Source organism: Streptomyces krungchingensis, from assembly GCF_054729265.1.
This window is the reverse complement of the sequence record NZ_JBPUKY010000001.1, coordinates 7,705,184-7,732,025: the sequence shown is the minus strand read 5'-3', so window position 1 is coordinate 7,732,025 and position 26,842 is coordinate 7,705,184. Positions and strand designations below refer to the sequence as shown.

Here is a 26,842-nt window from a genome sequence, read left to right as displayed (position 1 = left end):
CGCGACGGGCGCGGACGACGGCCCAGGTGTCCGGCTCCGCGCCGCCCGGGGCGAGCGGGCCCCGCGACTCCACAGGACCGGGCCGACGCCCCGTCGGCCCACACCCGCGCCGACCGGACTCGGCGCGGCTCAGCGCCCCTTGTCCACCGGCTCCAGAATCGCCACGCACTCCACGTGATGCGTCATCGGGAACAGATCGAACGCCCGCAGCGTCCGCACCTTGTAGCCGCCGTCGCGGAAGTACGCCAGGTCGCGGGCGAGGGCCGCCGGGTCGCAGGCGACGTAGGCGATGCGGCGGGCGCCCAGGGACGACAGGTGCTCGACCGTCTTCTTGCCGGCGCCGGCGCGGGGCGGGTCGAGGACGATCAGGTCGACCTCGGTGATACCGGTGCGCGGGAGGACCGCCTCGACCTTGCCCTGTTCGATGCGGACCCGGTCGAAGGCGGCGACGTTGTGCCGGGCGTCCTCGACCGCGCGCTTGCCCGACTCGATGCCGAGGACCGCGCCCGTGTCGCCGAGACGGTCCGCGAGGGCGCCCGCGAAGAGGCCGACGCCGCAGTACAGGTCGAGCGCCATCTCGCCCTTGCGCGGCAGCAGGCCCTGCATGACGGCCTTGACCAGGGTGTCGGCCGCCATCGGGTGGACCTGCCAGAAGCCGCCGCTGCCGACACGGTAGGTGCGGCCGTCGGCGCGCTCGCGCACGAACGCGCGGCCGTGGACACGGTGGATGCCGCCGTCCTTCTCCTCGACGCGCATCACGGAGACGGGCTTGTCGAGTTCCACGAGGGGCAGGCGGGCGCCGGGCCGGGGCTCCAGGATCACCATGCGGTCCTGGGATCCGGTCGCGGCGATCACGTCGACCGAGGCCATGCCGGACCAGTCACGCTCCTCGATGCCGAGTTCGCTGACACCCGGCGCCGCGATCATGCAGTGCTCGATCGGCTCGACCTCGTGCGAGCGGTGGCGGCGCAGCCCGGCATTGCCGTCGGCGTCCACGGCGTACTGGACACGTGTACGCCAGGCCGGCACCTGGCCCGCGGGCAGCTTGTCGCCTTCGGCCGGCATCACCGTGCCGTCCCAGCCGGCCTCCTCGGGCGTGAGGCCCGCGAGCCGCTGGAGCTGCTCGGCGATGACCTCGCCCTTGAGACGGCGCTGGGCGCCCGGCTTGGCGTGCTGCCAGTCGCAGCCGCCGCAGCGGCCGGGGCCGGCGTAGGGGCAGGGCGCCTCGACGCGGTCCTTCGACGCGTCCAGGACCTGTACGGCGTCGGCGCGCAGGAAGCGCGCGCCCTCCTCGCCCTCCGTGACCCGGGCGACGACCCGTTCGCCGGGCAGGGCGTGCCGGACGAAAAGGACCTGGCCCTCGCTGGTGCGGGCGATGCAGTGTCCGCCGTGGGCGACCGGGCCGATCTCGACCTCGTACTCGGCCCCCACCAGCGACTTCTTCGGTTCTGCCTGCATGGCGGGGTGACTCCAGTTGCGAAAAGGGGGAACGGCCGGACAACAGCCCACCAGTCTACGTGGACGTCGTCCGGCCGTTCACCACGAGGCCGTCGGTGCCAGGCCCCGTCCGCCCTGCACGACGGGCGACGCCGGGCAGGACGGACAGGCCTCAGCCCTTCGTCTGGGAGGACTCCTTGGTCCGCTCCTCCGCGGGACCGCGGCGGACCGCACCCGGCGCGTTCCAGTCCTGCCGCTTGCGGGCGCGCTGCTTGGCCGCCTCGGAGGACACCAGCTGGTACGGCACGGACGTCACCATGACGCCCGGAGTGAACAGCAGGCGGCCCTTGAGGCGCAGGGCGCTCTGGTTGTGCAGCAGGTGCTCGTACCAGTGGCCGACGACGTACTCGGGGATGATCACGGACACCGCGTCGCGCGGGGACTCCTTGCGCAGCCCCTTCACGTACTCGATGATCGGCCGCGTGATCTCGCGGTACGGCGAGTCGAGGACCTTCAGCGGTACGTCGATGCCGCGCCGCTCCCACTCCTCGCGCAGGGCCTTGGTCTCGGCCGGGTCGACGTTGACGCTGAGCGCTTCGAGAGTGTCGGAGCGCAGCAGTTTGGCGTAGGCGAGGGCGCGCAGCGTCGGGCGGTGGATCTTGGAGATCAGGACGACGGAGTGGACGCGGGAGGGGCGGACGCTGTCGTCGGAGGGGCCTTCGGGGGCGGCGATCTCCTCGGCGACCCGGTCGTAGTGCCGGCGGATCGCGCTCATCGTCGCGTAGAAGATCACCATGCCGAGCAGGGCGACCCAGGCGCCGTGCGTGAACTTGGTGACCAGGACGACGACCAGGACCAGGCCGGTGAAGAAGGCGCCGAAGGCGTTGATCGCCCGGGAGCGGACCATGTGACGCCGCTTGGCCTGGTCCTTCTCGGTGGCCAGGTGACGGTTCCAGTGGCGGACCATGCCGGTCTGGCTGAGGGTGAACGAGACGAAGACGCCGACGATGTAGAGCTGGATGAGGCGGGTCGAGTCCGCCCCGTAGATGACGACCAGCAGGGTCGCGGCGCCCGCGAGGAGCACGATGCCGTTGGAGAAGGCGAGACGGTCGCCTCGGGTGTGCAACTGGCGCGGGAGGTAACGGTCCTGGGCGAGGATCGAGCCGAGCAGCGGGAAGCCGTTGTAGGCGGTGTTGGCGGCGAGGAACAGGACCAGCGCGGTGGCGGCGGCCAGCACGATGAACAGGAAGCTGCCCTTGCCGAAGACGGCCTCGGCGACCTGGGAGATCACCGGGTTCTGGACGTAGCCGGAGCCGACCGGGGCGCCGTTGTGGATCAGGTCGTCGGCCGGGTTCTCGGCCATCCGGACCTTGGTCGACATGGCCAGCGCGATGATGCCGCAGAACATGGTGACGGCGAGCAGGCCCATCAGCGCGAGGGTGTTCGCGGCGTTCTTCGACTTGGGCTTGCGGAAGGCCGGGACGCCGTTGGAGATCGCCTCGACGCCGGTGAGCGCGGCACAGCCGGAGGAGAAGGCGCGCAGCAGCAGGAAGACGAGGGCGAAGCCCGCGAGCCCCTGGTGCTCGGCCTTGATGTGATAGTCGGCGGTGGGCGCGCGCATGGTGTCGTCGAGGACGAGCCCGCGGAAGGCGCCCCACGCGATCATGATGAAGACGCCCGCCACGAAGACGTACGTCGGGATCGCGAAGAGCTTGCCGGACTCCTTGACGCCACGCAGGTTCATCAGCGTGAGGAGCACGATGACGGCGACCGCGCAGGCCACCTTGTGCTCGACGACGAAGGGGATCGCGGAGCCGAGGTTCTCGATGCCGGAGGCGATGGAGACGGCGACGGTCAGGACGTAGTCGACGAGCAGGGCGCTGGCGACGGTCAGCCCCGCCTTGGGACCGAGGTTGGTGTTGGCGACCTCGTAGTCGCCGCCGCCGCTCGGGTACGCGTGCACGTTCTGCCGGTAGGAGGCGACCACCGTGAACATCAGCACGACGACCGCGACGGCGATCCAGGGGCTGAAGTGGTAGGCCGACACACCCGCGATGGACAGGACCAGCAGCACTTCTCCGGGCGCGTACGCGACGGAGGAGAGCGGGTCGGAGGCGAACACGGGAAGGGCGATGCGCTTCGGCAGGAGCGTTTCTCCGAGCCGATCACTGCGCAGTGCGCGCCCGATCAGAATCCGTTTGGGCACGTCGGTCAGTTTGGACACAACAGAGAAGCGTAAGGGTTCGAACACGGGGCCGCCCACCCGCCGCCCCGCTTCGGCACAGCATCTGCTCTCCGAGTGAAAACGGGGTCCTGTCCGGCTGCGGATTCCGTGGCCGGACAGATCCACGTGTCTATATGACAAAACCCCGCCCTTGCCCCCGCCGTGGAGGATCCATGCATGTGACCGCGGAGCTGATCGGAGCGGCCGCCGCCCTCGTCGGCCTCGGAATCCTGACCCTGGTGAGTGTCCGCAGCATCACACGCCGCTGATCTCCCTCTCCTCGGCCGCCGCCCGGAAACCCGCAGGCGAACGTGCACAGGGGTGCCCCGGACGGACCGCGCGTGTGTAGCTTGGGCGGCGGTCTGAGACCCTGTTCACCCTGAGCCGTAACCATCAGATTCGGAAGGACGGTCGTGCACATCGTCATCATGGGCTGCGGAAGAGTGGGCTCCGCTCTTGCCCAGACCCTGGAGCAACAGGGGCACACGGTCGCCGTGATCGACCAGGACCCCACCGCCTTCCGACGACTGGGCTCCGGGTTCGGCGGCCGTCGTGTCACCGGAGTCGGCTTCGACCAGGACACCCTGCGCGAAGCGGGCATCGAGGAGGCCGGCGCGTTCGCCGCGGTCTCCAGCGGTGACAACTCGAACATCATCGCCGCCCGGGTGGCCCGCGAGATGTTCGGCATCGAGAACGTGGCCGCCCGCATCTACGACCCGCGCCGCGCCGAGGTCTACCAGCGCCTCGGCATCCCGACCGTCGCCACCGTCCGCTGGACGGCCGACCAGATGCTGCGCCGGCTGCTGCCCTCGGGCGCCGAGCCGCTGTGGCGCGACCCCACCGGCGGGGTGCAGCTCGCCGAGGTGCACACCTCCTCCGGCTGGGTCGGCCACAAGATCAGCCGCCTCCAGGACGAGACGGGCGTGCGCGTGGCCTTCCTCACCCGGCTGGGCGAGGCGATCCTGCCCTCCTCGCAGACCGTGCTGCAGGAAGGCGACCTGGTGCACGTCATGATGCGCTCCGACGAGGTGGACAAGGTCGAGGCGGCGTTCGCCAAGGGTCCTGAAGAGGAGGCCGGTCACTGATGAGGGTCGCCATTGCCGGTGCCGGCGCCGTGGGCCGCTCGATCGCGGGCGAGCTCCTGGAGAACGGCCACGAGATCCTGCTGATCGACAAGGCGCCGACCGCCATCTCGGTCGAGCGCGTCCCGCAGGCGGAGTGGCTGCTCGCCGACGCCTGCGAGATCACCTCCCTGGACGAGGCCGCGCTCCAGCGCTGCAACGTGGTCATCGCGGCCACCGGTGACGACAAGGTCAACCTGGTCGTCTCCCTGCTCGCGAAGACCGAGTACGGGGTTCCGCGGGTCGTGGCCCGCGTGAACAACCCGAAGAACGAGTGGCTCTTCAACGAGGCCTGGGGCGTCGACGTCGCCGTCTCCACCCCGCGCCTGATGTCGGCCCTCGTCGAGGAGGCGGTCAGCGTCGGCGATCTGGTGCGCCTGCTGCGCTTCAGTCACGGCGACGCCAACCTCGTCGAGCTGACCCTGCCGCCGGAGTCCGCGCTCGCGGGCACCACGGTGGGCGACGTCGAGTGGCCGCAGGACACCTCGCTGGTGACCATCATCCGCGGCACCCGCGTCCTGACCCCCTCCCAGGAGGACTCCCTGGAGGCGGGCGACGAACTCCTCTTCGTGGCCGCGCAGGCCCGCGAGGAGCAGCTGGAGGACCTGCTGTCGGTGCGCCGCGAGGACGCGACCGAGTAGACGGCGCGGAGCGTGTACGACGACGGGGCGCCCGGAGATCTCCGGGCGCCCCGTCGTCGTATGCGGGCTGTCGTGTGTGGGCTGTGGGCCACGGACCGTCGCGGCTGTCGGCCACGGACCGTCGCCGGCCGTCGTCTACGGACCGTCGCCAGCCGTAGTCCGCAGACCGTCGCCAGCCGTAGTCCGCGGACCGTCGTCTGCGCGTGATCCGGCCGCCTGAGCTGCCGTCCTTGCTGTCCGTACCGTCCCGCGGACCGGCCGCCTGAGCTGCCGTCCTTGCTGTCCGTACCGTCCCGCGGACCGGGCGCCTGAGCAGGCGTCCGTCCCCTCGGGGAGACCGAGCCCTTGAGTCTCGGGCCCCGCCGGCGTGGCGGGGACCCACTCAGCCGCGGGGAGTGCCGTCCTGCGGCCGGATCGGGCCACGCCTCGGCGGGGCGGGCTACGCCCCCCGGCGGTGGCGGGCGGGTTCCGAGTCGCCGCGCTCCGCCGCGAGGGCGGCCTTGCGCTCCTTCTCGGCCTTCTCCTCGGCCTCCATCTCGGCGAAGACGTCGATCGGCGCGGGCGCCTTGGCGAGGAAGACCCAGGTGAGCCAGACGGCGAGGAGGAACGGCGGGATCTTCAGGGCGATGAGGACCCAGCCGAACTGGGTCGTGTCGGCCCACCAGTAGAGCGGGAAGAGCACCGCGCACTTGGCGAGGAGGATCAGGCCCCAGGCCCAACTGGCCTTGGCGTACGCCTTCTTGCGGCCGGGGTTGCGGGTGCGCCAGGAGAGGTTCTCCTTGAACACCGGTCCCAGGATCAGGCCGATCAGCGGGACGCCCGCGAGGGTCGTGACGATGTAGGCGATGGCCAGACCGAGCGTGTAGAGCATGCCCGGCAGGTAGAAGTCCTTGGCGTTGCCCGTCATCATCGCGAAGACCACGCCGAACGCGACGCCGAACACTCCGCTGAAGGCGTGCTTGACGGTGTCCCGCATGACGAGGCGGACCACCACGAGCAGCAAGGACACGCCGAGGGCGGCGATCGCCGACCAGTGCAGGTCCTTGTTGATCGTGAAGATGGTGACGAAGAGCAGGCCGGGCACGACCGTCTCGACCATGCCCCGCACGCCGCCGAACGCATCGAAGAGCGCGGCCTCGGTCACGGCCCTGGAGTCCTGCTGGGCGTCTTCGGTCGGCTTGTCGAGCGACGTCACCGGCTACTCCCGTCCGAGCGGTCTGAGTTCGTACTTCGGGTTGAACAGCACCCTACGGCCCCGGCTCATCGAAATCCGGCCCGATGCGATCAACTTGCGCCCCGGCTCGATCCCGACGATGGAGCGCCGGCCGAGCCAGACCACGTCCAGAGCGGCCGATCCGTCGAACAGCTCGGCCTCCAGGGCCGGGACACCGGCCCGCGGGCGCAGAGTGACCGTGCGCAACGTACCAGTAACCGTGACGATCTGGCGGTCGTGGCAGTCACCGATGCGGGTGCACCCGGTGGTCTCGGTGTCCTCCCGCAGCTCCTCGGACTCCAGGTCCTCCTGGGACGAGGAGAGCCGGTCTATCATCCGCCGGAACCGGCCCGCCGGCTTTTCGGAACGAGGAACAGCACTCATACCGAAAGCGTACCGGGGGCCGCCGACCCGTACGTACCCCCTGCACCACCACGCGAACCCCTGTGCGACTCATCGCTCGAACCGGTACCCCATCCCCGGCTCCGTGATGAAGTGCCGCGGGTGCGAGGGGTCCACCTCCAGCTTGCGGCGCAGCTGGGCCATGTAGACGCGGAGGTAGTTCGTCTCCGTGCCGTACGACGGCCCCCACACCTCCTGGAGCAGCTGCTTCTGCCCGACGAGCCGGCCCGTGTTGCGCACCAGGACCTCCAGGAGGTGCCACTCGGTGGGCGTCAGACGGACGTCGCGGCCGTCGCGGTTGACCTTCTTCGCGGCCAGGTCGACGGTGAAGTCGTCGGTCTCGACGATCACGTCGTCCTCGCCGCCCCCGGTGGGCTCCGCCCGGCGCACGGCGGCCCGCAGCCGCGCCAGCAGCTCGTCCATGCCGAAGGGCTTGGTGACGTAGTCGTCGGCGCCCGCGTCGAGCGCCTCGACCTTCTCGTCGGAGGAGTGCCGGGCCGAGAGCACCAGGATCGGCACCCGGGTCCAGCCGCGCAGCCCCCTGATCACCTCCACACCGTCCATGTCGGGCAGCCCCAGGTCGAGCACGACGACGTCGGGGTGGCGGGCGGCGGCGAGCTGGAGCGCGGTCGCGCCGTCGGGTGCCGCGTCGACCTCGTACTTGCGTGCCCTGAGGTTGATCACCAGGGCCCGGGTGATCTGCGGCTCGTCGTCGACCACGAGAACCCTCGTGGGGGTCCGCGGGTCGCCCCCGGTCGAGCTCAGCATGGGACCTGCCTTTCTGCGCCTGATGGTGTGGTGGCCAGGTCGGGGCGGCGGTCCACCGCCCGCACCGTGAGCACCATGGTGAGTCCGCCGCCGGGGGTGTCCTCGGCGTTCAGGGTGCCGGTCATCGCCTCGGCGAAGCCGCGGGCGACGGCGAGGCCGAGGCCCACGCCGGCGCCGCGCGGGGCGTCGCCGTAGCGCTGGAACGGCGCGAAGATGCGGTCCTTGGCCTCGTCGGGGACGCCCGGTCCGCGGTCGACGACCCGCACCTCGACCCGGTCGGCGATGGCGCTCGCGGACACCAGGACGCGTTCGTCGGCAGGGCTGTACTTGACGGCGTTCTCGACCAGGTTGGCGACGGCGCGCTCCAGCAGTCCGGCGTCGACGGCGACCATCGGCAGACTCTCCGGGATCTCCAGCTCCACGCTGTCCTCGGGGACGCCGCCGAGGGCCATCGGCACCACCTCGTCGAGGTCGATCTCGCGGATCAGCGGGGTGACCGTGCCGGTCTGCAGGCGGGACATGTCCAGCAGGTTGCCGACCAGGTGGTCGAGGCGGTCGGCGCCGTCCTCGATGCCTTCGAGGAGCTCCGCCCGGTCCTCCTCGGACCATTCGACGTCCTCGGAGCGCAGCGAGGAGACCGCGGCCTTGATCCCGGCCAGCGGGGTCCGCAGGTCGTGGCTGACGGCGGCCAGCAGCGCGGTGCGGATGCGGTTGCCCTCGGCCAGCTCCTTGGCCTGGGCCGCCTCGTGCTGGAGCCGCTGGCGGTCCAGGACCACCGCGGCCTGCGCGGCGAACGCGGCGAGCACGCGGCGGTCCGAGGCCGGCAGGACGCGTCCGGACAGGGCCAGCGCCATGTGGTCGCTGACCGGCATGTCCACGTCCGCGTCCTCGGGACGGACGGAGGGCTCGGGTCCCACGCTGCCCGCGCAGGTCCACGGGTCGACGTCACTCTCCCGCTCCAGCAGGGCGACCGACTCCATCGAGAAGGTCTCCCGGACCCGCTCCAAGAGGGCCTCCAGGCTCGTCTCGCCGCGGAGCACACTGCCCGCGAGGAAGGACAGGATCTCCGACTCGGCCCGCAGCCGGGCCGCCTGGTGCGTGCGGCGGGCCGCCAGGTCCACGACCGACGCCACCGAGACGGCGACGCCGACGAAGATCGCGATGGCGACGATGTTCTTGGGGTCCGCGATGGTCAGCCGGTGCAGGGGCGGCGTGTAGTAGTAGTTCAGCAGGAGGGTGCCGAAGGCCGCGGAGGCCAGTGCCGGGTAGAGGCCGCCGAGGAGCGCCGCCGCGACGGTCACCGTCAGGAACAGCAGCATGTCGTTGGCGAGGCCGAGGTCGACGGTGTTCAGCAGCAGGGCGAGAACGACCGGTCCGAGCACGCCGACCAGCCAGCCCCAGATGATCCGGGAGCGGCCGAGCCGTGCGCCGCGCGCCACCGGCAGGCCGCGCCCCTTGGCGACCTCCTCGTGGGTGACGATGTGCACGTCCAGGTCGGGGCCCGACTCACGGGCGACGGTGGCTCCGACCCCCGGCCCGAAGACGTACTGCCAGGTCTTGCGGCGGGAGGAGCCGAGCACGATCTGCGTGGCGTTGACGCCCCGCGCGAAGTCCAGGAGCGAGGCGGGGATGTCGTCGCCGACGACGTGGTGGAAGGTGCCGCCGAGGTCCTCGACCAGGGTGCGCTGGACGGCCAGTTCCTTGGGCGAGGCGGAGGTCAGTCCGTCGCTGCGGGCGATGTAGACGGCCATCACCTCGCCGCCCGCGCCCTTCTCCGCGAGCCGGGCCCCGCGCCGGATCAGCGTGCGCCCCTCCGGTCCGCCGGTCAGGCCCACCACGATGCGTTCCCGCGATCCCCAGATCTTGGAGACCCGGTGCTCGCTGCGGTACTCGGTGAGGTACTCGTCGACCCGGTCGGCGACCCAGAGCAGGGCCAGCTCGCGCAGGGCGGTGAGGTTGCCGGGCCGGAAGTAGTTCGACAGGGCGGCGTCGACCTTGTCGGACTTGTAGACGTTGCCGTGCGCCATCCGCCGCCGCAACGCCTGTGGCGACATGTCGACGAGCTCGATCTGGTCCGCCCTGCGCACCACCTCGTCCGGCACGGTCTCCCGCTGCCGTACGCCCGTTATGGACTCGACGACGTCGCCGAGCGACTCCAGGTGCTGGATGTTGACCGTCGAGACGACGTCGATGCCGGCCGCGAGGAGTTCCTCGACGTCCTGCCAGCGCTTCTCGTTGCGCGAGCCGGGCACATTGGTGTGGGCGAGTTCGTCGACCAGGGCGACGGCCGGGGCGCGCTCCAGCACCGCGTCGACGTCCATCTCGGTGAAGACGGAGCCGCGGTGCTCCAGTTCCTTGCGCGGCACCTGTTCCAGGCCGTGCAGCATCACCTCGGTGCGCGGCCGCTCGTGGTGCTCCACGAAGGCGACCACGCAGTCGGTGCCGCGTTCGACGCGCCGGTGCGCCTCGGAGAGCATGGCGTACGTCTTGCCGACGCCCGGTGCCGCACCGAGGTAGATCCGAAGCTTGCCGCGTGCCATGAGCCCTATTGTCTTCCTGTCACTGCCGTGTACGCAGCGTCGACCTTACGGCCATGAATTCCGGCAAAGGGGGCGTCGGGGCGGACGGGGGACGTCTTTGACGCAACTCTGACGCGGCGGTGCAGGCAGGGGCACTGGTCACGGGTTCGGCACGCCCGGTCGGCGGACGACCTCGGGCGGTACGGGGCGGCACGTGCACATACAGGCGAAGGCCTCCCTCCGCTGCTGCCGGGGCAGAGCGGAGCCGGTGCGCCGGGCCGCCTTGCGCGCCGGCAACGGCCCCGCCTCGGCCGGCACGAACTCCTGGAGCGCGGGGTCGGGCGTCACCAGCCGCGCCGGGTCGGCCGTCACCAGCAGCGCCGGCATCTGCCTCGGCGCGGGCGCCGGGGCGCCGCCGTGGAGGACGGTGCGCGCCCGTGGCGGGACGCGACGGCGCCGTCAGTGTTCGACGATCTCGCCGTCGCTCAGCTCCAGCACCCGGTCGGCGAGGTCGAGCAGGGCCGCGTCGTGCGTGGCGACGAGGGCGGTGACCTGCTCGCTGCGGACGACGGCGCGCAGCAGTTCCATCACGGCGATGCCGGTCTCTGCGTCGAGCTGCCCGGTGGGCTCGTCGGCGATCAGGAGGGCGGGGTTGTTGGCCAGGGCGCGGGCGATGGCCACGCGCTGCTGCTGGCCGCCGGACAGCTCGCCGGGCCGCTGCGCCGCGTGGTCGGCGAGGCCGACGAGCGAGAGCAGCAGTTCCACGCGCTCCTCGCGCTCGCGCGGGTCGGCCCGGCGCAGCCGCAGCGGCACGCCGACGTTCTCGGCGGCGGTGAGGATGGGGATGAGCCCGAAGGACTGGAAGACGAAGCCGATGCGGTCGCGGCGCAGCCCCAGCAGGCCGTTCTCGTCGAGGCCCGACAGGTCGAGGCCGTCCACGGTGATGCGGCCCTCGTCCGGCTCGTCGAGACCGCCCACGAGGTTGAGCAGGGTGGTCTTGCCGGACCCGGAGCGGCCCTTGAGGGCGACGAGCTCGCCGCGCGGCACGTCGAAGGAGACCCCGCGCAGCGCGTGCACGGCGGCGGCTCCGGTGCCGTAGGAACGATGGACGTTCTCGACCCGCAGCATGGTGTCGGTGGCGACCTGACTCATGTTCCTCCCCCGTCGGCCGGGCGCCAGTATGTCCAGCGGGCGCCCGGCCGGGCAATGGGTCAGCCGAGGTTGTCACCGTGGGTCAGCGTCTCCCAGGCCACGAACAGGTTGTTGCTGCCGGCCGGGCGGTTCTGTTCGGTCAGCCGCTGGGTGTTGGTCATCGCGATGCCCAGGCGGTTGTGCAGGGCGTTGTAGCCGACCTCGGTGACCGGTCCGAGCCCGAGGTTCAGGGACCCGCCGCACAGCCAGCTCGGGGCGGCCTCGCCCAGCTGGTACTTGGACTGGAAGCCGAGTGCCTGCCGCAGCCGCTCGCCGACGTCGGTGCCGTACAGGTCCTGGCCCTGGATGCGGCTGGTCTCGGCGATGTGCGAGATGGCGGAGATGCCGTAGCCGGTGTGCGTGAAGTCGCGGCAGGTCTCCTGGGTGAGTCCGGTGACGAAGGTGGACTGCCCCTGCCAGTAGTTGACGATCTTCGCCTTGGTGTCGAGGTTCTGGCTCGGCACGGTCTTCGGCAGATCGCCGTCCGAGGTGAGATAGACGTAGGCGGCGGTACGCGTCCGGAACTTCGCCATGGCCTTGTCGTACGACGTCCTGTCCTCCAGGAAGACGGAGATGCCGACGGCGGCCTCCATCATCGACAGCTCCCAGTTCCCGTTGGAGTTGGAGCCGTTGATGATCTCGGGCAGGTAGACGTCGCGCAGCATGGTCGCGAAGCGGCCGGAGTTGGCCCACGTCCCGGTGTACGTGTACTTGATGATCTCGGCGGCCTTCGGCCAGGAGGAGCCGGCCCAACCGGTCTGCAGGGGCGCGTTGCTGTTGGTGTGGTCCTTGATCACCGCCGACCAGGCGTCCATCAGCTCGATGGCCTTCTTGGCGTACCGGTCGTCGCGCGTGATGTACCAGGCGAGCGCGTCGGTGTACGCGGCGATCGCGTCCTCGCGCTCGTCGGTGCACCCGTAGTTGGGGTTGGAGTACGAGCCGCACTCGACGGTCGCGCGGGGCTTGGCGGTGCGGCTCAGAGAGGCGTACTTGCTCGCCATCATCTGGTCGAACGCGCCCTTCCAGGGCTGGGCGCCCGCGTTGACCTTGGTGCGCGCGAAGTCCAGCTGACTCTTGGAGACGGTGACTCCGGGGTGCGCGAAGACGGCGGGCGCGGCCTCGGCCCGATGGGCACCGGGCCAGGAGACGAGGGCGCCCACGAGCGCCGCGGTCGCGGCGGCGACGGTGGCGAGGACCGCGGGGCGCCGTCTGCGGTGGCGCCGTGTGGGGGTGTCGGGCATGTGGGGGCCATCCATTCTCGTATGTGAACGACACATGGAATGCTGAACACGCGCGTTGGCCGGTGACCATAGGTATGGACCAGGCTTCCGTCAAGGCCTGAAGAAAGACCCGCAGCTCAACTGCCGTTCATGGATGAGAACTTGGCCGGGCCCGGACATACGAAAGGGCCGTACCTCCCCTGGGGAGGTACGGCCCGAGCTCGTCTGCGCCCCCCGGCCGGCGGCGGCCCGGTGTCCCGGGTCCGTCGGTCTCGGAGAACCCCGGTCAGCGGACCTCGGTGATCTCCGGCCCGCGCTGGAGCTGCCCCATGCCGCCGGAGAAGCGGGAGCCGCCCTGCTCCTCCTGCTGGACACCCTCGGGGACCATCTGCGCGTCGTTCGGCAGCTTCAGGACGATCGGGTCACGGGGGGCCATCGGGCCCTCGCCGCGGACGACGACCGTGTCCCGGAAGATCTGCTCCAGCAGACCCGCGGCCTGCGGCTGCACCGCGCCCTGCCCGGAGATCACTCCGCGCAGGAACCAGCGGGGACCGTCCACGCCGACGAACCGCACGACCTGGAAGCCGCCCGTGCCGTCCGGCAGCTGCACCGGAACCTGCGCGCGCAGCTCCCAGCCCAGCGGGCCCTCGACCTCGTCGATGACACCGCCCTGCTGGGTGATGCCGGAGGCGATCTCCTCGCGCACCTCGCCCCAGATGCCCTCGCGCTTGGGGGCGGCGAAGGCCTGCAACTGGACGGCACTGTCCTTGAGCACCACGGTCGCCGCGACGATCGCGTCGCCCGCGACCTCGACCCGCAGTTCCATGCCGTCGACCCCGGGCACGAAAAGACCGCCCAGGTCCACCCGGCCCTCGGCCGGCTCACGGACCTCGGAGCTGTCCCAGGGTCCGTCGGGGCGGGGCTCGGGCTCGAGCCTCACGCGCTCCCGCTCCTCCGCCTCGTCCGCCTCAGTGTCGACGCCGTCGACGACCTGCTCGGCCTCGCCCGCCGCGTCCTCGGCGGCACTGCCCTTCTTGCGACGTCCGAACACGTCACTGTCCTTCCCGGTCGGATACGACCGAAGCGTATCGATTCCCACCCGTTGTGCTGCCCACGGCGGCATGACCGCCGGTGGACCCGAAGCCCCCTGCGGCCCGCGCCGTGTCGGGAAGCTCCGCCACCTCCTCGAAGCGGACCCTCTCGACCTGCTGGACGACCAGTTGAGCAATCCGGTCGAAGCGCTCGAACCGCACGGACTCGCGCGGGTCGAGATTCACCACGATCACCTTGATCTCCCCACGGTACCCGGCATCCACCGTCCCCGGGGCATTCACGAGGGCGACACCGCAGCGGGCGGCGAGCCCGGAACGGGGGTGCACGAAGGCCGCGTACCCCTCGGGCAGCGCGATGGACACCCCGGTGGGGAGCACGGCCCGCTCACCGGGCGCGAGTTCGCAGCTCTCGGTGGTGCGCAGATCGGCTCCCGCGTCACCCGGGTGTGCGTACTCGGGGAGCGGTACGTCGGGGTCCACGCGCCTGATCAGCACGGGGAGTTGTCCGCCGGGGTCACGGGTCACGGGTTCACCTCGAAGGCACGGGCTCGCCGGATCTGGTCCGGGTCGTTCATGGCCGCGTGGATCTCCTCCTGGCGGCCGTTCTCGATGAAGTGGTCGACCTTCACCTCGACGAACAGGGCGTCCGCGCGGACGGCCACGGGCCCGTCGGGGCCGCCGATCCGCCCGGTGGCGGTGGAGTAGATCTTCCGGCCGGCCACCGCGGTGACCTCGGCCTCCAGGTGGAGCACGGTGCCGACGGGCACCGGGCGCCGGAAGTCGGTCTCCAGCCGCCCCGTCACGGCGATGGTGCGCAGCAGCCAGTTCAGCGAGCCGAGCGTCTCGTCCAGCGCGGTGGCGAGGACGCCGCCGTGCGCGAGGCCCGGGGCGCCCTGATGGGCGGGCCGCACGGTGAACTCCGCGGTGATCCGGACGCCTTCGCCGGCGCGGGCCTCCAGATGCAGCCCGTGCGGCTGCTCACCGCCACAACCGAAACACTGTTCGTAGTGGGCGCCGAGGAGTTCCCCGGGGGCGGGCGCGTCGGGGTGCCGCACCGGCGCGACGGCGTCGGCGGGAGGCGTCAGAGCTGCGGAAGTACCACTCACAGGCGCAGACCTTACCCGCGAGTCGGCCCACCGTACGCACCGTGTCAAGCTTGGCTTCATGCAGCTCTCCGCCTCGCCGTACGAAGAACGCCTCACCGCACCCCGCTCCTGGTGGCTGGTGTGCTTCATGGTCGGGGTCGCGATGGCCCTGATCCTGCTTCCGTTCGGCACGCTCCCGTTGCTGGGCGGCCTGGTCGGCGGAACCGCGGTCTCGGCGGTCGTGGCCAGTTCGTACGGCTCGATCCGCATCCGGGTCGTCGGTGACTCGCTGATCGCGGGCGAGGCGAAGATCCCTCTCGCGGCCCTCGGCGACGCCGAGATCATGGACCAGGAGGAGGCGCGCGCCTGGCGCACGTACAAGGCCGATCCCCGCGCCTTCATGCTCCTGCGCGCCTACATCCCCACGGGCCTGCGCGTCCAGGTCACGGACCCGGAGGACCCGACGCCGTACCTGTACCTGTCGACCCGGGAGCCGGAGCGCCTGGCGGCGGCCCTGAAGTCGTCCCGCGCCGAGGCGTAGCCCGCGGCCGCACCGTCCGGCGACGGCCCCGTACGCGCTCCACGGCGGCCTGCTCCGTCGAGCCGGGCCCGGCACACGCGCGCGTGCCCTGCGGCGGCTCCAGGGGCCCCGGGACCGCGCCGTGCGCGTCCTCCCGGCCCGATCGGCCGGGGCGCGCGGAGCGGACGTGCCTCAGCGCCCCAGCTCTCTGGGGATCTCGCCGAGGCGCAGGGGGTCCGCCGGCTTCTCCAGCGGCGGCAGTTCGGGCAGCGCGTCCCACGGCACCTGCATCTTCCGCAGGTCCTTGCGGATGCGGGACGCCAGGCGTCTGGTGTCGCGGCGGTTCATGAGCGCGCCGACCGCCGCTCCGACCATGAACGGCATCAGGTTGGGCAGGTCCCGCACCGTCCGCTTCATGATCTGCTGGCGCATCTCGCGCTTCATCTGGCCGCCGAGTGCGGAGTTGATCGTCGACGGCTTCGTCACGTCGATACCGCGCTCCCCCGACCAGGAGTTCAGGTACGCGGTGGTGCGCTCTTTGAGATTGCCGGGCGGTCGCAGGCCGTAGACCTCGTGGAGCTCGGCGATCATCTTGAGCTCGATCGCGGCCACGCCGGTGATCTCGGCGGCGAGCTCGGTGGGCATCGCCGGCGGCACCGGCAGCATGGCGGCGGCACCGATCCCGGCGCCCACCGTGGACGTCGCGGCGGCCGCGCCCGCGACGAGCTTGTCCGCGAGCTCCTCGGGCCCCAGGCCCGGGAATTGCCTGCGGAGGGTCGCGAGGTCCCGTACGGGCACCCGCGGGGCGTTGTCGATGATCCTGTCGGCGACATAGGCCAGCCCCGCCTTGGCGCGGCTGCTGCCCTTCTGGACGCCTTTCAGGACTCCGTCCCTGACAGCCGCCGCGCGGCGCGTGGCCGTGCGCGCGGGAGGGCTCTGAGCGGCTTCCAGGGCGCCGCCGGGGGGCGGCTCGTCGAGCGAGGCTGATCCCTGTGCGGAAGAGCCTCGCTCGTCGTCACGTACGCCTTCAGAGCCGCCGTACGGCCCTTCGTCCGCTCCCCGCCGGGAGGAGCGGCGCTTCCAAGGAGGGGTCGAGCCAGTCACGGCCGACCCTGCCTCAGTCGCAGTCGCGGCAGATCGGCTGGCCGTTCTTCTCGCGGGCCAGCTGGCTGCGGTGGTGCACCAGGAAGCAGCTCATGCAGGTGAACTCGTCCTGCTGCTTGGGCAGGACCCGGACGGCGAGCTCCTCGTTCGAGAGGTCCGCACCGGGCAGTTCCAGGCCTTCGGCGGCCTCGAACTCATCTACGTCGACGGACGAGGTCGACTTGTCGTTCCGGCGTGCCTTCAGCTCTTCAAGGCTGTCCGAGTCGACGTCGTCGTCGGTCTTGCGTGGGGTGTCGTAATCCGTTGCCATGTCGCTCTCCCCCTCTGGGTGTCTGCGGTGTCTCCAGCGCACGTAACGCGTGAGAGGCCGGACTTGTGCCCGACCCGAGGCGGAGATTTTGCCTCACATCAAGGTCTGTTACTCAATCGACACCCAACCGGACTCCTCAAGAGTGATCGGCTTGGATGGCGATGCGGACCGTACACGGTCCGAACGGCGCACTTCAAAGGCGTCTCACCGTGTACTTCCCGTGATCAAGACCCCCGAAAACCCGGATTTTCCCGGCTTTCCGACAGCCTGCATGATCACGGAGAGTAGATGGCCTGAAATTCGCCCTTGTGATCGATCACACACGACGCTCCCGGACGGGTGGCCGGAAAATTCCGCGCAAAGCGAACATCGCCGCGTGTGCGGGACATGCTCTCAGATCGGAAGGGTGACGCGCATCACGAGCCCACCTCCGTCACGCGGCTCCGCGGCGATGTGCCCGCCGTGCGCGCGGGCCACCGACCGGACGATCGACAGGCCGAGGCCCACGCCCTTGTCGCTGCCCGTGCGCTCCGTGCGCAACCGCCGGAAGGGCTCGAACAGGTTGTCGATCTCGTACGCCGGCACCACCGGACCCGTGTTCGACACGACCAGGACCGCCTGTCCGTGCTCGGCCGCCGTGGTGACCTCGACCCAGCCGCCCTCCGGCACGTTGTACCGGACGGCGTTCTGCACGAGATTCAGGGCGACCCGCTCCAGCAGGACGCCGTTGCCCTGGACGACGGCGGGCTTCCGGTCGCCCCGGATCTCCACGCCCTTGGACTCCGCCTCGGCGTGCACCTGGTCGACGGCCTGCTCGGCGACCTCGGCCAGGTCCACCGGCTTGCGCTCGACGATCTGGTTGTCGCTGCGGGCGAGCAGCAGCAGTCCCTCGACGAGCTGCTCGCTGCGCTCGTTGGTGGCGAGGAGCGTCTTGCCGAGCTGCTGGAGCTCGACCGGCGCTCCCGGGTCCGAGAGGTGCACCTCCAGGAGCGTGCGGTTGATCGCGAGCGGGGTGCGCAGCTCGTGCGAGGCGTTCCCGACGAACCGCTGCTGGGCGGTGAAGGCACGCTGAAGCCGCTCCAGCATGTCGTCGAAGGTGTCCGCCAGCTCCTTCAGCTCGTCGTCCGGCCCGTCCAGCTCGATCCGCCGGGAGAGGTCCGAGCCGGCCACCGCGCGCGCGGTGCGGGTGATCCGGCCGAGCGGCGAGAGCACCCGGCCGGCCATCGCGTAGCCGAAGGCGAAGGCGATGATGGCGAGGCCGAGCAGGGCGAGCAGCGAACGGCTGAGCAGGTTGTCCAGGGCGGCCTGGCGCTGCTGGTCGATGCAGTGGCTGATCGCGGCGTTGAAGGCATCGAGCGACAGGCCCGAGTTCACCGCGGGGCAGTTGTCGCTGGTGACCTTGATGTCGGTGCCGCCGGCGATCCTGAAGAGCGGCTCGTTGCCGGTGTTCAGCGCCTGCGCCGCGAGCAAGTAGATGATCGACAGCAGCATGATGCCGGCGATCAGGAACATGCCGCCGTAGAGCAGCGTGAGCCGTATGCGGATGGTCGGGCGCAGCCAGGGGAACGGGGGTTCCGGCCTTCTGGGTTCCCAGGTGGGCTTGGGGGGCGCCGCAGGGGGCGCCGGGGTCGCGGCCACGGCGGATCAGATCCTGTAGCCGGAGCCGGGCACGGTGACGATGACCGGGGGCTCGCCGAGCTTGCGGCGCAGGGTCATCACGGTCACGCGTACGACGTTGGTGAAGGGGTCCGTGTTCTCGTCCCAGGCCTTCTCCAGCAGCTGCTCGGCGGAGACGACGGCGCCCTCGCTGCGCAGCAGCACCTCCAGGACGGCGAACTCCTTGGGCGCGAGCTGGACCTCCTTGCCGTCCCGGAAGACCTCCCGGCGGTTGGGGTCGAGCTTGATCCCGGCACGCTCCAGGACCGGCGGCAGCGGCACGCTCGTGCGCCGCCCGAGGGCACGCACGCGTGCCGTCAGCTCGCTGAACGCGAACGGCTTGGGCAGATAGTCGTCGGCGCCGATCTCCAGCCCCTCCACGCGGTCGCTGACGTCGCCGGACGCGGTGAGCATCAGCACGCGCGTGGGCATCCCGAGCTCGACGATCTTCCGGCAGACGTCGTCGCCGTGCACGAGCGGGAGGTCACGGTCGAGGACGACCACGTCGTAGTCGTTCACGCCGATGCGCTCCAGGGCGGCCGCGCCGTCGTACACGACGTCGACGGCCATGGCCTCCCGGCGCAGTCCGGTGGCCACCGCATCGGCGAGCAGCTGCTCGTCCTCGACGACGAGTACGCGCACGTCGCTAGTCCTTCCTCTGTCCACCCGCGCGACGGCACTTGGGCGCACGCGGGCAGGGATTGTCACGGGTGAGGGCTCCATCCTGCCCTTTTCGGCCGTAAACCGGCTGTAAGACAGTGGGAGGGGGACGGGGCTCCGGTCCCGGTGCCCGGGAATGCCAGATTTTCTCGTCGGGTTGAGGTTTCCACGGAAGGAAGCGGGGGGAGGACGGCTTTACACCCCGCGATCACGCTCTGCACAGGGCAAGCCACCTTGTGGTACGTCCAACCGCTTCCGCAGAGCGGGCGTGGATGTCCGGCACCGTCGCCGCCCGGCCTGGGCAGCGCTGGGCACCCATCTGGAGACGTGATCGCCCCTTCCGAACGGCACACCCCCGTGCCACCCGACCCACGACCCAGGACGAGGGGGCGCAGCATGGACGCATTCACCGCAGGACTTCTGCAGCGCATAAGGGCGACCGAGTCCGACCTGACGCGGGCTCGCGAAACAGGCGACGACTTCCTCGCGGAGGTCGAGCAGGGCGAGCTGGACGACCTGCACCGCCTCGCCGCCGAGCACGGTGTGGAGGTCGGCGCGTCGCGCGTCTGATCGGTTCGTAAGAGAGCGGGGCCCCGGTATCGATCCAGTGCCGGGGCCCCGCTCCTTTGTGCTCCCGCGTGCTTCCGGCACCGGTCGTGGTGCCGCGCGCGGCCGGCCTCAGTCGTGCCAGGCGCCGAAGTCCTCCAGGAGCCGCTGGAGGGGCTCGAAGACGCCGGGCGAGGCGGCGATCGCGAGATCGCCCGCGGGGCGCTCTCCGGGGCGTCCACCGGTCAGCGCGCCCGACTCCCTGGCGATCAGGTCGCCCGCGGCGAGGTCCCAGGGGTGCAGTCCGCGTTCGTAGTAGCCGTCGAGACGGCCGGCGGCCACGTCGCACAGGTCGACCGCCGCGGAGCCGGAGCGCCGGATGTCCCGCAGCAGCGGGATCAACTGCCGGGCGACGTCGGCCTGGTGGGCCCGGACCTCGGCCACGTAGTTGAAGCCGGTCGAGACCAGGGCCTGGTCGAGGGGCGGCGCGGGACGGCAGGCCAGCCTGCGCTGCCCGGCCCAGGCGCCGACGGCGTAGGCGCCCCGGCCGCGCACCGCGTGGTAGGTCTCGCCGCGCATCGGCACCGCGACCACCCCGACGACCGTCTCCCCGTCCTGCTCGGCGGCGACGGACACGGCCCAGGTCGGCAGTCCGTACAGGTAGTTGACCGTGCCGTCGAGCGGGTCGACGACCCAGCGGATGCCGCTCGTGCCCTCGCTGGAGGCGCCCTCCTCACCGAGGAGACCGTCGTCCGGGCGGTGTTCGGCGATGAGGTCGGTGATCAGCTTCTCGGCGGCGATGTCCATCTCGGTGACGACGTCGATCGGGCTGGACTTGGTGGCGGCGACCGCGAGGTCCGCCGGACGGCCGTCCCTCAGCAGCTCGCCGGCGCGCCGCGCCGCTTCCTGGGCGAGCTGGAGCAGTTCGGTGTGCAGGGGCTCGGTCACGGGGCTCCTCACGCGGACGGGCTGTCGGCGCCCGCGGCGGCGGGCTTGGGGGTACGGGCCGGGCAGCAGCCCACCGGGCACACGTCGTGGCTCGCGCCCAGCGTGCCGAGCGCGCAGGGGGCGACGTGCCGTCCGTTCTCCGTCGCGGCGCGCTCCAGGACGAGGTCGCGGATCGCCGCCGCGAACCGCGGGTCGGCGCCCACGGTGGCGGAGCGGCGCACCGGCAGTCCGAGCTCCGCCGCCTTCGCCGTCGCCTCCGTGTCGAGGTCGTACAGGACCTCCATGTGGTCCGAGACGAACCCGATGGGGGCCATCACGACGGCCGGGACGCCGGCGCCGTGCAGCTCCTCCAGGTGGTCGCAGATGTCCGGCTCCAGCCACGGGATGTGCGGGGCGCCGGAGCGCGACTGGTAGACGAGCCGCCAGGGGTGCTCGATGCCGGTCTGCTCGCGCACCGCGTCGGCGATGAGCCGCGCGACGTCCAGGTGCTGCCGGACGTAGGCGCCTCCGTCGCCGTGGCCCTCGACCGGGCCGGAGGTGTCCGCCGCCGTGTCCGGGATGGAGTGCGTGGTGAAGGCGAGGTGGGCACCGGCGCGCACGTCGTCGGGCAGGTCGGCGAGCGCCTTCAGGACGCCTTCGAGCATGGGCTCGACGAATCCGGGGTGGTTGAAGTAGTGCCGCAGCTTGTCGATCCGCGGCGGCTCCAGCCCCTCCGCCTCCAGGGTGGCCAGCGCCGCGGCGAGGTCCTCGCGGTACTGACGGCAGCCGGAGTAGGAGGCGTAGGCGCTGGTGGCGAGGACGAGGACGCGACGGCGGCCGTCGGCCGTCATCTCGCGCAGGGTGTCGGTCACGTACGGCGCCCAGTTGCGGTTGCCCCAGTACACCGGCAGGTCGAGGCCGTGGTCGGCGAAGTCCTTGCGCAGGGCGTCCAGCAGGGCGCGGTTCTGGTCGTTGATGGGGCTGATCCCGTCGAACAGGAAGTAGTGCTGCCCCACCTCCTTGAGCCGTTCCTTGGGGATGCCTCGTCCTCGCGTCACGTTCTCCAGGAACGGAACCACGTCGTCCGGGCCTTCCGGGCCGCCGAACGAGAGCAGGAGCAGGGCGTCGTAGGGGGTGGCATCGAGCGCATCTGGCATGCGTCCGATCCTGCCACCCGTCACTGACGGGCGGGAAACGGCGGGGCGGCGGGAGAGCAGGTGGCGGGCGTGAAGAGGGCCCGGACGGGCGCCCGGCGGGGACGCGGTGCGCGGAGGTCGGCGGCGAGCCGGGCGCGAGAAGCCTGCTGGAGCCGGGGCCGCGTGGGGCACGGAGCCGGGCATGAGGAGTGCACAGGGGGGCGTGCGTAAGGGTGACCTTACCCGTAAGCTGTATCGGCCACCTTCACGCCTTACAGAGTTCGCATCGCCCGCGATGACCGGGCAGCCGAGCCGAGCCGACCGGAGACCCCCGTGCCCAGCCCGTATCGTGCCCTGTTCGCCGCCCCCGGCTCCAAGGGCTTCTCCGCCGCGGGATTCCTCGGCCGGATGCCGCTGTCGATGATGGGCATCGGCGTCGTCACGATGATCTCCCAGCTGACCGGGCGGTACGGGCTCGCCGGTGCGCTGTCGGCGACCATGGCGCTGGCCGCGGCCGTCCTCGGCCCGCAGGTCTCGCGCCTCGTGGACCGGCACGGACAGCGGCGGGTGCTGCGGCCCGTGACACTGTTCGCCCTCATGGCGGCCGCCGGGCTGCTGTGCGCCGCCCGCTTCGAGTGGCCGGACTGGGTGCTGTTCGTGTGCGCGGCGGGCATCGGCTGCGTCCCGAGCGTCGGTGCGATGGTCCGGGCCCGCTGGGCCGCCCTGTACGGGGGCACCCCGCAGCTGCACACCGCGTACTCCTTCGAATCCGTGGTGGACGAGGTCTGCTTCATCTTCGGGCCGATCATCTCCATCGGCCTGTCCACGGTGTGGTTCCCGGAGGCGGGGCCGCTGCTCGCCGCCTGTTTCCTCGCGGCCGGCGTCTTCTGGCTGACCTCCCAGCGCGCGACCGAGCCGGTGCCGCACCCGCGCGAGCACCACGCCGGCGGCTCCGCGCTGCGCTCGGCCGGGCTCCAGGTGCTGATGGCCACCTTCGTGGCGACCGGCGCGATCTTCGGGGCCGTCGACGTGGTCACCGTGGCCTTCGCCGAGGAGCAGGGGCACAAGGGGGCGGCGAGCGTCGTCCTCGCGCTGTACGCGGCGGGTTCGTGCGTCGCCGGCGCCGTGTTCGGGCTGCTGCACTTCAAGGGGGCGCCCGAACGCCGGTGGCTGCTGGGCATATGCGCGATGGCCGTGAGTATGATCCCCCTCCTACTGGTCGGAAACTTGCCGTTCCTGGCCGTGGCGCTGTTCGTTGCGGGCCTGTCCATCGCTCCCACGATGATCACGACGATGTCCCTCATCGAGCAGCACGTACCACGCGCGAAACTGACCGAGGGCATGACCTGGGTGAGCACCGGACTCGCGGTCGGGGTCGCGCTCGGCTCCTCCGTGTCCGGCTGGGTGATCGACGCCGCCGGCGCGAAGGCCGGGTACGGGGTTCCGGCGGTGTCCGGGGCCGTCGCGGTCGCGGTCGGTTTCCTCGGGTATCGCCGGCTGAACAGGCCGGTTCCGCAGCGGGGAGGGTCCCATGAGCACCACAGTGAGCGGGAAGAACGGCACGTGGCGTAACTGGGCGGGGAACGTCACCGCCCGTCCCGTACGGGAGGTCACCCCCGCCTCGGTGGACGAACTCTCCGCCGCGGTACGGAAGGCGGCCGACGACGGCCTGCGGGTGAAGGCCGTCGGCACCGGGCACTCCTTCACGGCCGCCGCCGCGACCGACGGTGTGTTGATCCGCCCTCAACTGTTGACCGGCATCCGCGGGATCGACCGCGAGGCGGGCACCGTCACCGTCGAGGCCGGCACTCCGCTCAAGCGGCTCAACATGGCTCTCGCACGTGAGGGACTGTCGCTCACGAACATGGGCGACATCATGGAGCAGACCGTGTCGGGGGCGACCAGCACCGGCACGCACGGCACGGGCCGCGACTCGGCCTCGATCGCCGCGCAGATCAAGGGCCTTGAGCTGGTCACGGCGGACGGCTCGGTCCTCACCTGCTCCGAGAAGGAGAACCCCGAGGTCTTCGCGGCGGCCCGGATCGGCATCGGCGCGCTGGGCATCGTCACCGCGATCACCTTCGCGGTGGAGCCCATATTCCTGCTCACGGCCCGCGAGGAGCCGATGACCTTCGACCGGGTCACGGCCGACTTCGACGAACTGTTCACCGAGAACGAGCACTTCGAGTTCTACTGGTTCCCGCACACCGGCAACTGCAACACCAAGCGCAACAACCGGAGCGCGGGTCCCGAGAAGCCGGTGGGGCAGATCGGCGGCTGGATCGAGGACGAGTTCCTCTCCAACGGCGTCTTCCAGGTGGCCAATCTGCTGGGCCGCGCCGTACCCGCCACGATCCCGGCGATCGCGAAGATCTCCAGCCGTGCGCTGTCCGCGCGGACCTACACCGACATTCCCTACAAGGTCTTCACCTCTCCGCGCCGGGTGCGCTTCGTGGAGATGGAGTACGCCGTGCCGCGCGAGGCCCTGGTCGAGACGCTGCGCGAGCTGAGGACGATGGTCGACCGCTCGTCCCTGCGGGTCAGTTTCCCGGTCGAGGTGCGCACGGCTCCGGCCGACGACATCGCCCTGTCCACGGCGTCCGGGCGGGACAGCGCGTACATCGCCGTCCACATGTTCAGGGGAACCCCCTATCAGGCGTACTTCACCGCCGCCGAGCGGATCTTCACCGCCCACGAGGGGCGCCCGCACTGGGGCAAGGTGCACACGCGCGACGCCGCGTACTTCTCCGAGGTCTACCCGCGCTTCGGCGAGTTCACGGCGCTGAGGGACCGGCTGGACCCGGACCGGCGCTTTGCGAACGACTACTTGCGTCGGGTGCTGGGCTCGTAGGCGCGGTCGGGGTGGGGGTCGGGCTGTCGTTCCCGGCCTCCGCGTCCGGCGAGGCGCTCGCCTCGGGCGTCGGCGCGGCCGTCGTACCCGCATCGCCGTCCCGCTCGGGGGTTCCTGTGTCGCCGCCTCCGGAGGACGGCCGCTTCGAAGGAGTGTCCGCCGAGGGCGTCGTGGCGGGCTCCGGCGTCGTGGCGCCGGTGCCGGAGCGGCTCCCCTTGAGGGCGTCACCGACGGTCGTGCTCCTGCCGGCACCGCTGAAATTCTGTCCCGAGACCAGCTCGTAGGTGGTGATTCCGGCCATCGTGACGCCGAAGACGAGTGCCGCGGCGACGACCGGCCGCCGCCAGCTCCTGACCCGCGCGCGGTAGACGGTCGCTTCGGTGAACTCCCCCGGCCCCGGCGTCCGCCGGGGCGCCGGTTTCGGCTTGGCCTGCACCGTCACGTCCCGCAGCTGTTCTCCGGTGCGCTTGAGGAAGTGCTGGAAGAGGGTGCCTCCGCAGGTCGCGATCACGCTGACCAGCCCGGCGCCCAGGATCGTCCCGTAGACGCCGAAGCAGGAGGCGAGCTTCGCGGCCACCACCGCCGCCACCGCGCTTCCCGCGACCTGAGGCAGGCTCAGGTCGACCCGTTTCCTCCTCGGCCCCTCGTCGGCACCCGGCTCATGGACACCCGGCTTCTCGCCGACTTCGGACTTCTCACGCATCCCCGGACCTTGCCTGCCTTTCCCGAACTTGGTCGACCGACTGCACGAGAAGGGGACGTACGGGCGAAACGATTGGTTCCGTTTCCGACGATTAGGTGAAGTGCGCCACGTTCCATGGTCACGAATGCGGCGCTTCGGGCGGCCAACTACCACCCCTCGACCGAAGTTGGGCGGCGCGCCGATCCACGTAGGTGGCCCGAATGGAGTACTGTTGCGAGCCCTGGGTCCGGACTCCCGCCAGGGTGTCCGGGGCCTTGCAGGACCGCCGGGAGGGGGCTCGTTGCACAGGGTGATGAAGTTCGTCACTTAGCGTTGCGAAAAGGTAACCGTGCCATAACGGCGCTCCCGGGCCCATGCCCGACACGCCGGGCAACTCGGCAAGGTTGTGGCAGGCTGCACCCGGGCAGGCCACACTCGACTAGCGGAAGCAGCGACGCACGTGACGTCGGCAGGCACCACCCGGGAGGTCCCCATGCCCGAACTGCGTGTCGTGGCCGTCTCTAACGACGGCACACGGCTGGTGCTGAAGGCTGCGGACAGCACGGAGTACACGCTTCCGATTGACGAGCGTCTGCGCGCCGCCGTACGCGGCGACCGTCCCCGCCTCGGCCAGATCGAGATCGAGGTGGAGAGCCATCTCCGCCCCCGCGACATCCAGGCGCGTATACGTGCCGGCGCCTCCGCGGAGGAGGTCGCCCAGCTCGCCGGAATCCCCGTCGACCGCGTGCGCCGCTTCGAGGGGCCCGTGCTCGCCGAGCGCGCCTTCATGGCCGAGCGCGCGAGGAAGACCCCGGTCCGCCGCCCCGGCGAGAACGCCGGACCCCAGCTCGGCGAGGCCGTCCAGGAGCGACTGCTGCTGCGCGGCGCCGAGAAGGACACGGTGCAGTGGGACTCGTGGCGTCGCGACGACGGCACCTGGGAGGTCCTGCTGGTCTACCGGGTCGCGGGTGAACCGCACTCGGCGAGCTGGACGTACGACCCGCCGCGGCGTCTGGTGCAGGCCGTCGACGACGAGGCGCGCTCGCTGATCGGCGAGTCCGACGACCTCGCCGCGCCCGAGCCGAGTTTCCCGTTCGTCCCGCGGATCGCACGACTGCCCCGGGACCGTCCGCTGGACCGCGCCCTGGACCGGCAGATGGAGCGGCCGAGCCTGCCCGCACCGTCCCCGGAGCCGGTCGAGGAGTCCGGCGAGCGGGACTCGCTGACCAGCCTCCTGGAGGCGGTGCCCAGCTTCCGGGGCGACATGGTGGTGCCCGAGCGGCCCTCGACCACGGAGCGGCCCGCCGCGGAGGAGCCCGACCCCGAGCCCGAGGCGGAGGAGCCCCCGGCTCCCGCGGCGTCGGCCGGTGCCGGTTCGGCGTACGCGGACGTCCTGATGCCGCGTTCGGTGGGCAGCCACCGCGACCGTCTGGTCGGCGCGACCGACCGGCAGGCCGAGGCCGACGGCGTCCGGCCGGGCCGCCGGGCGGCGGTACCGAGCTGGGACGAGATCGTCTTCGGTACGCGACGGAAGAAGCAGGACTAGTCAGTTGTCCAGCGAAGGGGCCCGCACCGGT

General features: G+C 71.2%; 26 protein-coding genes. 7 read left to right on the top strand and 19 right to left on the bottom strand.

Translation table 11 applies throughout. The annotated features are described in order from the left end of the window. Positions 1-129: 129 nt before the first annotated feature. Both ACSYGO_RS33860 and ACSYGO_RS33855 read right to left on the bottom strand, forming a co-directional pair. Positions 130-1,458 (bottom strand): class I SAM-dependent RNA methyltransferase, encoded by a 1,329-nt coding sequence (locus tag ACSYGO_RS33860; RefSeq protein WP_460388791.1) that lies wholly within the window; start codon positions 1,456-1,458, stop codon positions 130-132. A 151-nt stretch (positions 1,459-1,609) separates the two neighbouring features. Beyond that, the gene (locus tag ACSYGO_RS33855; RefSeq protein ID WP_345656046.1) at positions 1,610-3,661 is read right to left on the bottom strand and encodes an APC family permease; all 2,052 of its coding nucleotides are present in this window, start codon (positions 3,659-3,661) and stop codon (positions 1,610-1,612) included. A gap of 413 nt (positions 3,662-4,074) precedes the next feature. On the opposite strand from ACSYGO_RS33855, the gene ACSYGO_RS33850 reads away from it, so the two are divergent. Together ACSYGO_RS33850 and ACSYGO_RS33845 are read left to right on the top strand one after the other, a co-directional pair. Next, a complete protein-coding gene (locus ACSYGO_RS33850; protein ID WP_028802244.1) occupies positions 4,075-4,746 on the top strand; it encodes a potassium channel family protein in 672 nt (223 codons plus the stop codon). Then, positions 4,746-5,423 (top strand): potassium channel family protein, encoded by a 678-nt coding sequence (locus ACSYGO_RS33845; RefSeq protein WP_095937147.1) that lies wholly within the window; start codon positions 4,746-4,748, stop codon positions 5,421-5,423. The genes ACSYGO_RS33850 and ACSYGO_RS33845 overlap by 1 nt, the downstream gene beginning before the upstream one ends. A 439-nt stretch (positions 5,424-5,862) precedes the next feature. Here the strand turns inward: ACSYGO_RS33845 and ACSYGO_RS33840 are convergent, their stop codons facing one another. The 10 genes from ACSYGO_RS33840 to ACSYGO_RS33795 form a co-directional block, all read right to left on the bottom strand. Continuing rightward, complete coding sequence (locus ACSYGO_RS33840; protein ID WP_426680959.1) at positions 5,863-6,618, bottom strand: DUF3159 domain-containing protein; 756 nt, start codon at positions 6,616-6,618, stop codon at positions 5,863-5,865. Positions 6,619-6,621: 3 nt separating this feature from the next. After that, on the bottom strand, positions 6,622-7,020 hold the full coding sequence (locus ACSYGO_RS33835) for an OB-fold nucleic acid binding domain-containing protein (protein WP_078629174.1): 399 nt from the start codon (positions 7,018-7,020) through the stop codon (positions 6,622-6,624). A gap of 69 nt (positions 7,021-7,089) precedes the next feature. After that, entirely contained in the window at positions 7,090-7,806 is a 717-nt protein-coding gene (locus ACSYGO_RS33830; RefSeq protein ID WP_095937145.1) for a response regulator, read from the bottom strand. Beyond that, a complete protein-coding gene (locus ACSYGO_RS33825; RefSeq protein WP_460388787.1) occupies positions 7,800-10,346 on the bottom strand; it encodes an ATP-binding protein in 2,547 nt (848 codons plus the stop codon). Before ACSYGO_RS33825 ends, ACSYGO_RS33830 begins: the two co-directional genes overlap by 7 nt. A gap of 138 nt (positions 10,347-10,484) precedes the next feature. Continuing rightward, positions 10,485-10,712 carry a hypothetical protein gene (locus ACSYGO_RS33820; RefSeq protein WP_460388785.1) on the bottom strand — a complete coding sequence of 76 codons (228 nt, stop codon included), beginning with the start codon at positions 10,710-10,712 and terminating at the stop codon, positions 10,485-10,487. 72 nt (positions 10,713-10,784) lie between these two features. Next, positions 10,785-11,477, bottom strand: coding sequence for an ABC transporter ATP-binding protein (locus tag ACSYGO_RS33815; RefSeq protein ID WP_028802250.1), 693 nt, complete (start codon positions 11,475-11,477; stop codon positions 10,785-10,787). Positions 11,478-11,536: 59 nt separating this feature from the next. Next, positions 11,537-12,757 (bottom strand): alginate lyase family protein, encoded by a 1,221-nt coding sequence (locus ACSYGO_RS33810; protein WP_460388783.1) that lies wholly within the window; start codon positions 12,755-12,757, stop codon positions 11,537-11,539. A 265-nt stretch (positions 12,758-13,022) separates the two neighbouring features. Next, a complete protein-coding gene (locus tag ACSYGO_RS33805; RefSeq protein WP_028802252.1) occupies positions 13,023-13,787 on the bottom strand; it encodes a DUF3710 domain-containing protein in 765 nt (254 codons plus the stop codon). A 1-nt stretch (position 13,788) separates the two neighbouring features. Next, positions 13,789-14,313: a dUTP diphosphatase gene (dut, locus tag ACSYGO_RS33800; RefSeq protein ID WP_095937141.1), complete on the bottom strand. Its 525-nt coding sequence runs from the start codon at positions 14,311-14,313 to the stop codon at positions 13,789-13,791. After that, positions 14,310-14,894, bottom strand: a complete 585-nt coding sequence (locus ACSYGO_RS33795) for a PaaI family thioesterase (protein ID WP_359493002.1) — start codon at positions 14,892-14,894, stop codon at positions 14,310-14,312. The genes dut and ACSYGO_RS33795 overlap by 4 nt, the downstream gene beginning before the upstream one ends. 58 nt (positions 14,895-14,952) lie before the next feature. On the opposite strand from ACSYGO_RS33795, the gene ACSYGO_RS33790 reads away from it, so the two are divergent. After that, a complete protein-coding gene (locus tag ACSYGO_RS33790) occupies positions 14,953-15,414 on the top strand; it encodes a DUF3093 domain-containing protein (protein ID WP_095937139.1) in 462 nt (153 codons plus the stop codon). Positions 15,415-15,585: 171 nt separating this feature from the next. On the opposite strand, the gene ACSYGO_RS33785 is transcribed toward ACSYGO_RS33790, so the two are convergent. The 4 genes from ACSYGO_RS33785 to ACSYGO_RS33770 all read right to left on the bottom strand — a co-directional run bounded on the left by ACSYGO_RS33785 (position 15,586) and on the right by ACSYGO_RS33770 (position 19,105). After that, positions 15,586-16,497 (bottom strand): hypothetical protein, encoded by a 912-nt coding sequence (locus ACSYGO_RS33785; protein WP_426680962.1) that lies wholly within the window; start codon positions 16,495-16,497, stop codon positions 15,586-15,588. Positions 16,498-16,510: 13 nt separating this feature from the next. After that, positions 16,511-16,807 (bottom strand): DUF4193 domain-containing protein, encoded by a 297-nt coding sequence (locus ACSYGO_RS33780; RefSeq protein WP_003997302.1) that lies wholly within the window; start codon positions 16,805-16,807, stop codon positions 16,511-16,513. Between the two features lie 393 nt (positions 16,808-17,200). Next, positions 17,201-18,445 (bottom strand): sensor histidine kinase, encoded by a 1,245-nt coding sequence (locus ACSYGO_RS33775; protein ID WP_426680963.1) that lies wholly within the window; start codon positions 18,443-18,445, stop codon positions 17,201-17,203. A 6-nt stretch (positions 18,446-18,451) separates the two neighbouring features. Continuing rightward, the gene (locus tag ACSYGO_RS33770) at positions 18,452-19,105 is read right to left on the bottom strand and encodes a response regulator transcription factor (RefSeq protein ID WP_010983842.1); all 654 of its coding nucleotides are present in this window, start codon (positions 19,103-19,105) and stop codon (positions 18,452-18,454) included. A gap of 414 nt (positions 19,106-19,519) precedes the next feature. Here ACSYGO_RS33770 and ACSYGO_RS33765 point away from each other — a divergent pair, with 414 nt between their 5' ends. Beyond that, entirely contained in the window at positions 19,520-19,693 is a 174-nt protein-coding gene (locus ACSYGO_RS33765; RefSeq protein WP_179332611.1) for a hypothetical protein, read from the top strand. Between the two features lie 108 nt (positions 19,694-19,801). Here ACSYGO_RS33765 and ACSYGO_RS33760 read toward each other — a convergent pair whose 3' ends face one another. Both ACSYGO_RS33760 and ACSYGO_RS33755 read right to left on the bottom strand, forming a co-directional pair. Continuing rightward, positions 19,802-20,617 carry an inositol monophosphatase family protein gene (locus ACSYGO_RS33760; protein ID WP_426680964.1) on the bottom strand — a complete coding sequence of 272 codons (816 nt, stop codon included), beginning with the start codon at positions 20,615-20,617 and terminating at the stop codon, positions 19,802-19,804. 8 nt (positions 20,618-20,625) lie between these two features. Then, positions 20,626-21,753 carry a ferrochelatase gene (locus ACSYGO_RS33755; RefSeq protein ID WP_460388778.1) on the bottom strand — a complete coding sequence of 376 codons (1,128 nt, stop codon included), beginning with the start codon at positions 21,751-21,753 and terminating at the stop codon, positions 20,626-20,628. A gap of 312 nt (positions 21,754-22,065) precedes the next feature. On the opposite strand from ACSYGO_RS33755, the gene ACSYGO_RS33750 reads away from it, so the two are divergent. Further along, positions 22,066-23,304 (top strand): MFS transporter, encoded by a 1,239-nt coding sequence (locus tag ACSYGO_RS33750; protein WP_460388776.1) that lies wholly within the window; start codon positions 22,066-22,068, stop codon positions 23,302-23,304. Further along, on the top strand, positions 23,264-24,583 hold the full coding sequence (locus tag ACSYGO_RS33745; RefSeq protein WP_426680967.1) for a D-arabinono-1,4-lactone oxidase: 1,320 nt from the start codon (positions 23,264-23,266) through the stop codon (positions 24,581-24,583). The genes ACSYGO_RS33750 and ACSYGO_RS33745 overlap by 41 nt, the downstream gene beginning before the upstream one ends. On the opposite strand, the gene ACSYGO_RS33740 is transcribed toward ACSYGO_RS33745, so the two are convergent. Beyond that, on the bottom strand, positions 24,507-25,286 hold the full coding sequence (locus ACSYGO_RS33740) for a hypothetical protein (RefSeq protein WP_426680968.1): 780 nt from the start codon (positions 25,284-25,286) through the stop codon (positions 24,507-24,509). The two genes, ACSYGO_RS33745 and ACSYGO_RS33740, sit on opposite strands and share 77 nt — an antisense overlap. Before the next feature lie 472 nt (positions 25,287-25,758). Between ACSYGO_RS33740 and sepH the strand changes: the two genes are divergently transcribed. Continuing rightward, entirely contained in the window at positions 25,759-26,811 is a 1,053-nt protein-coding gene (sepH, locus tag ACSYGO_RS33735) for a septation protein SepH (protein WP_426680969.1), read from the top strand. Positions 26,812-26,842: the final 31 nt, after the last annotated feature.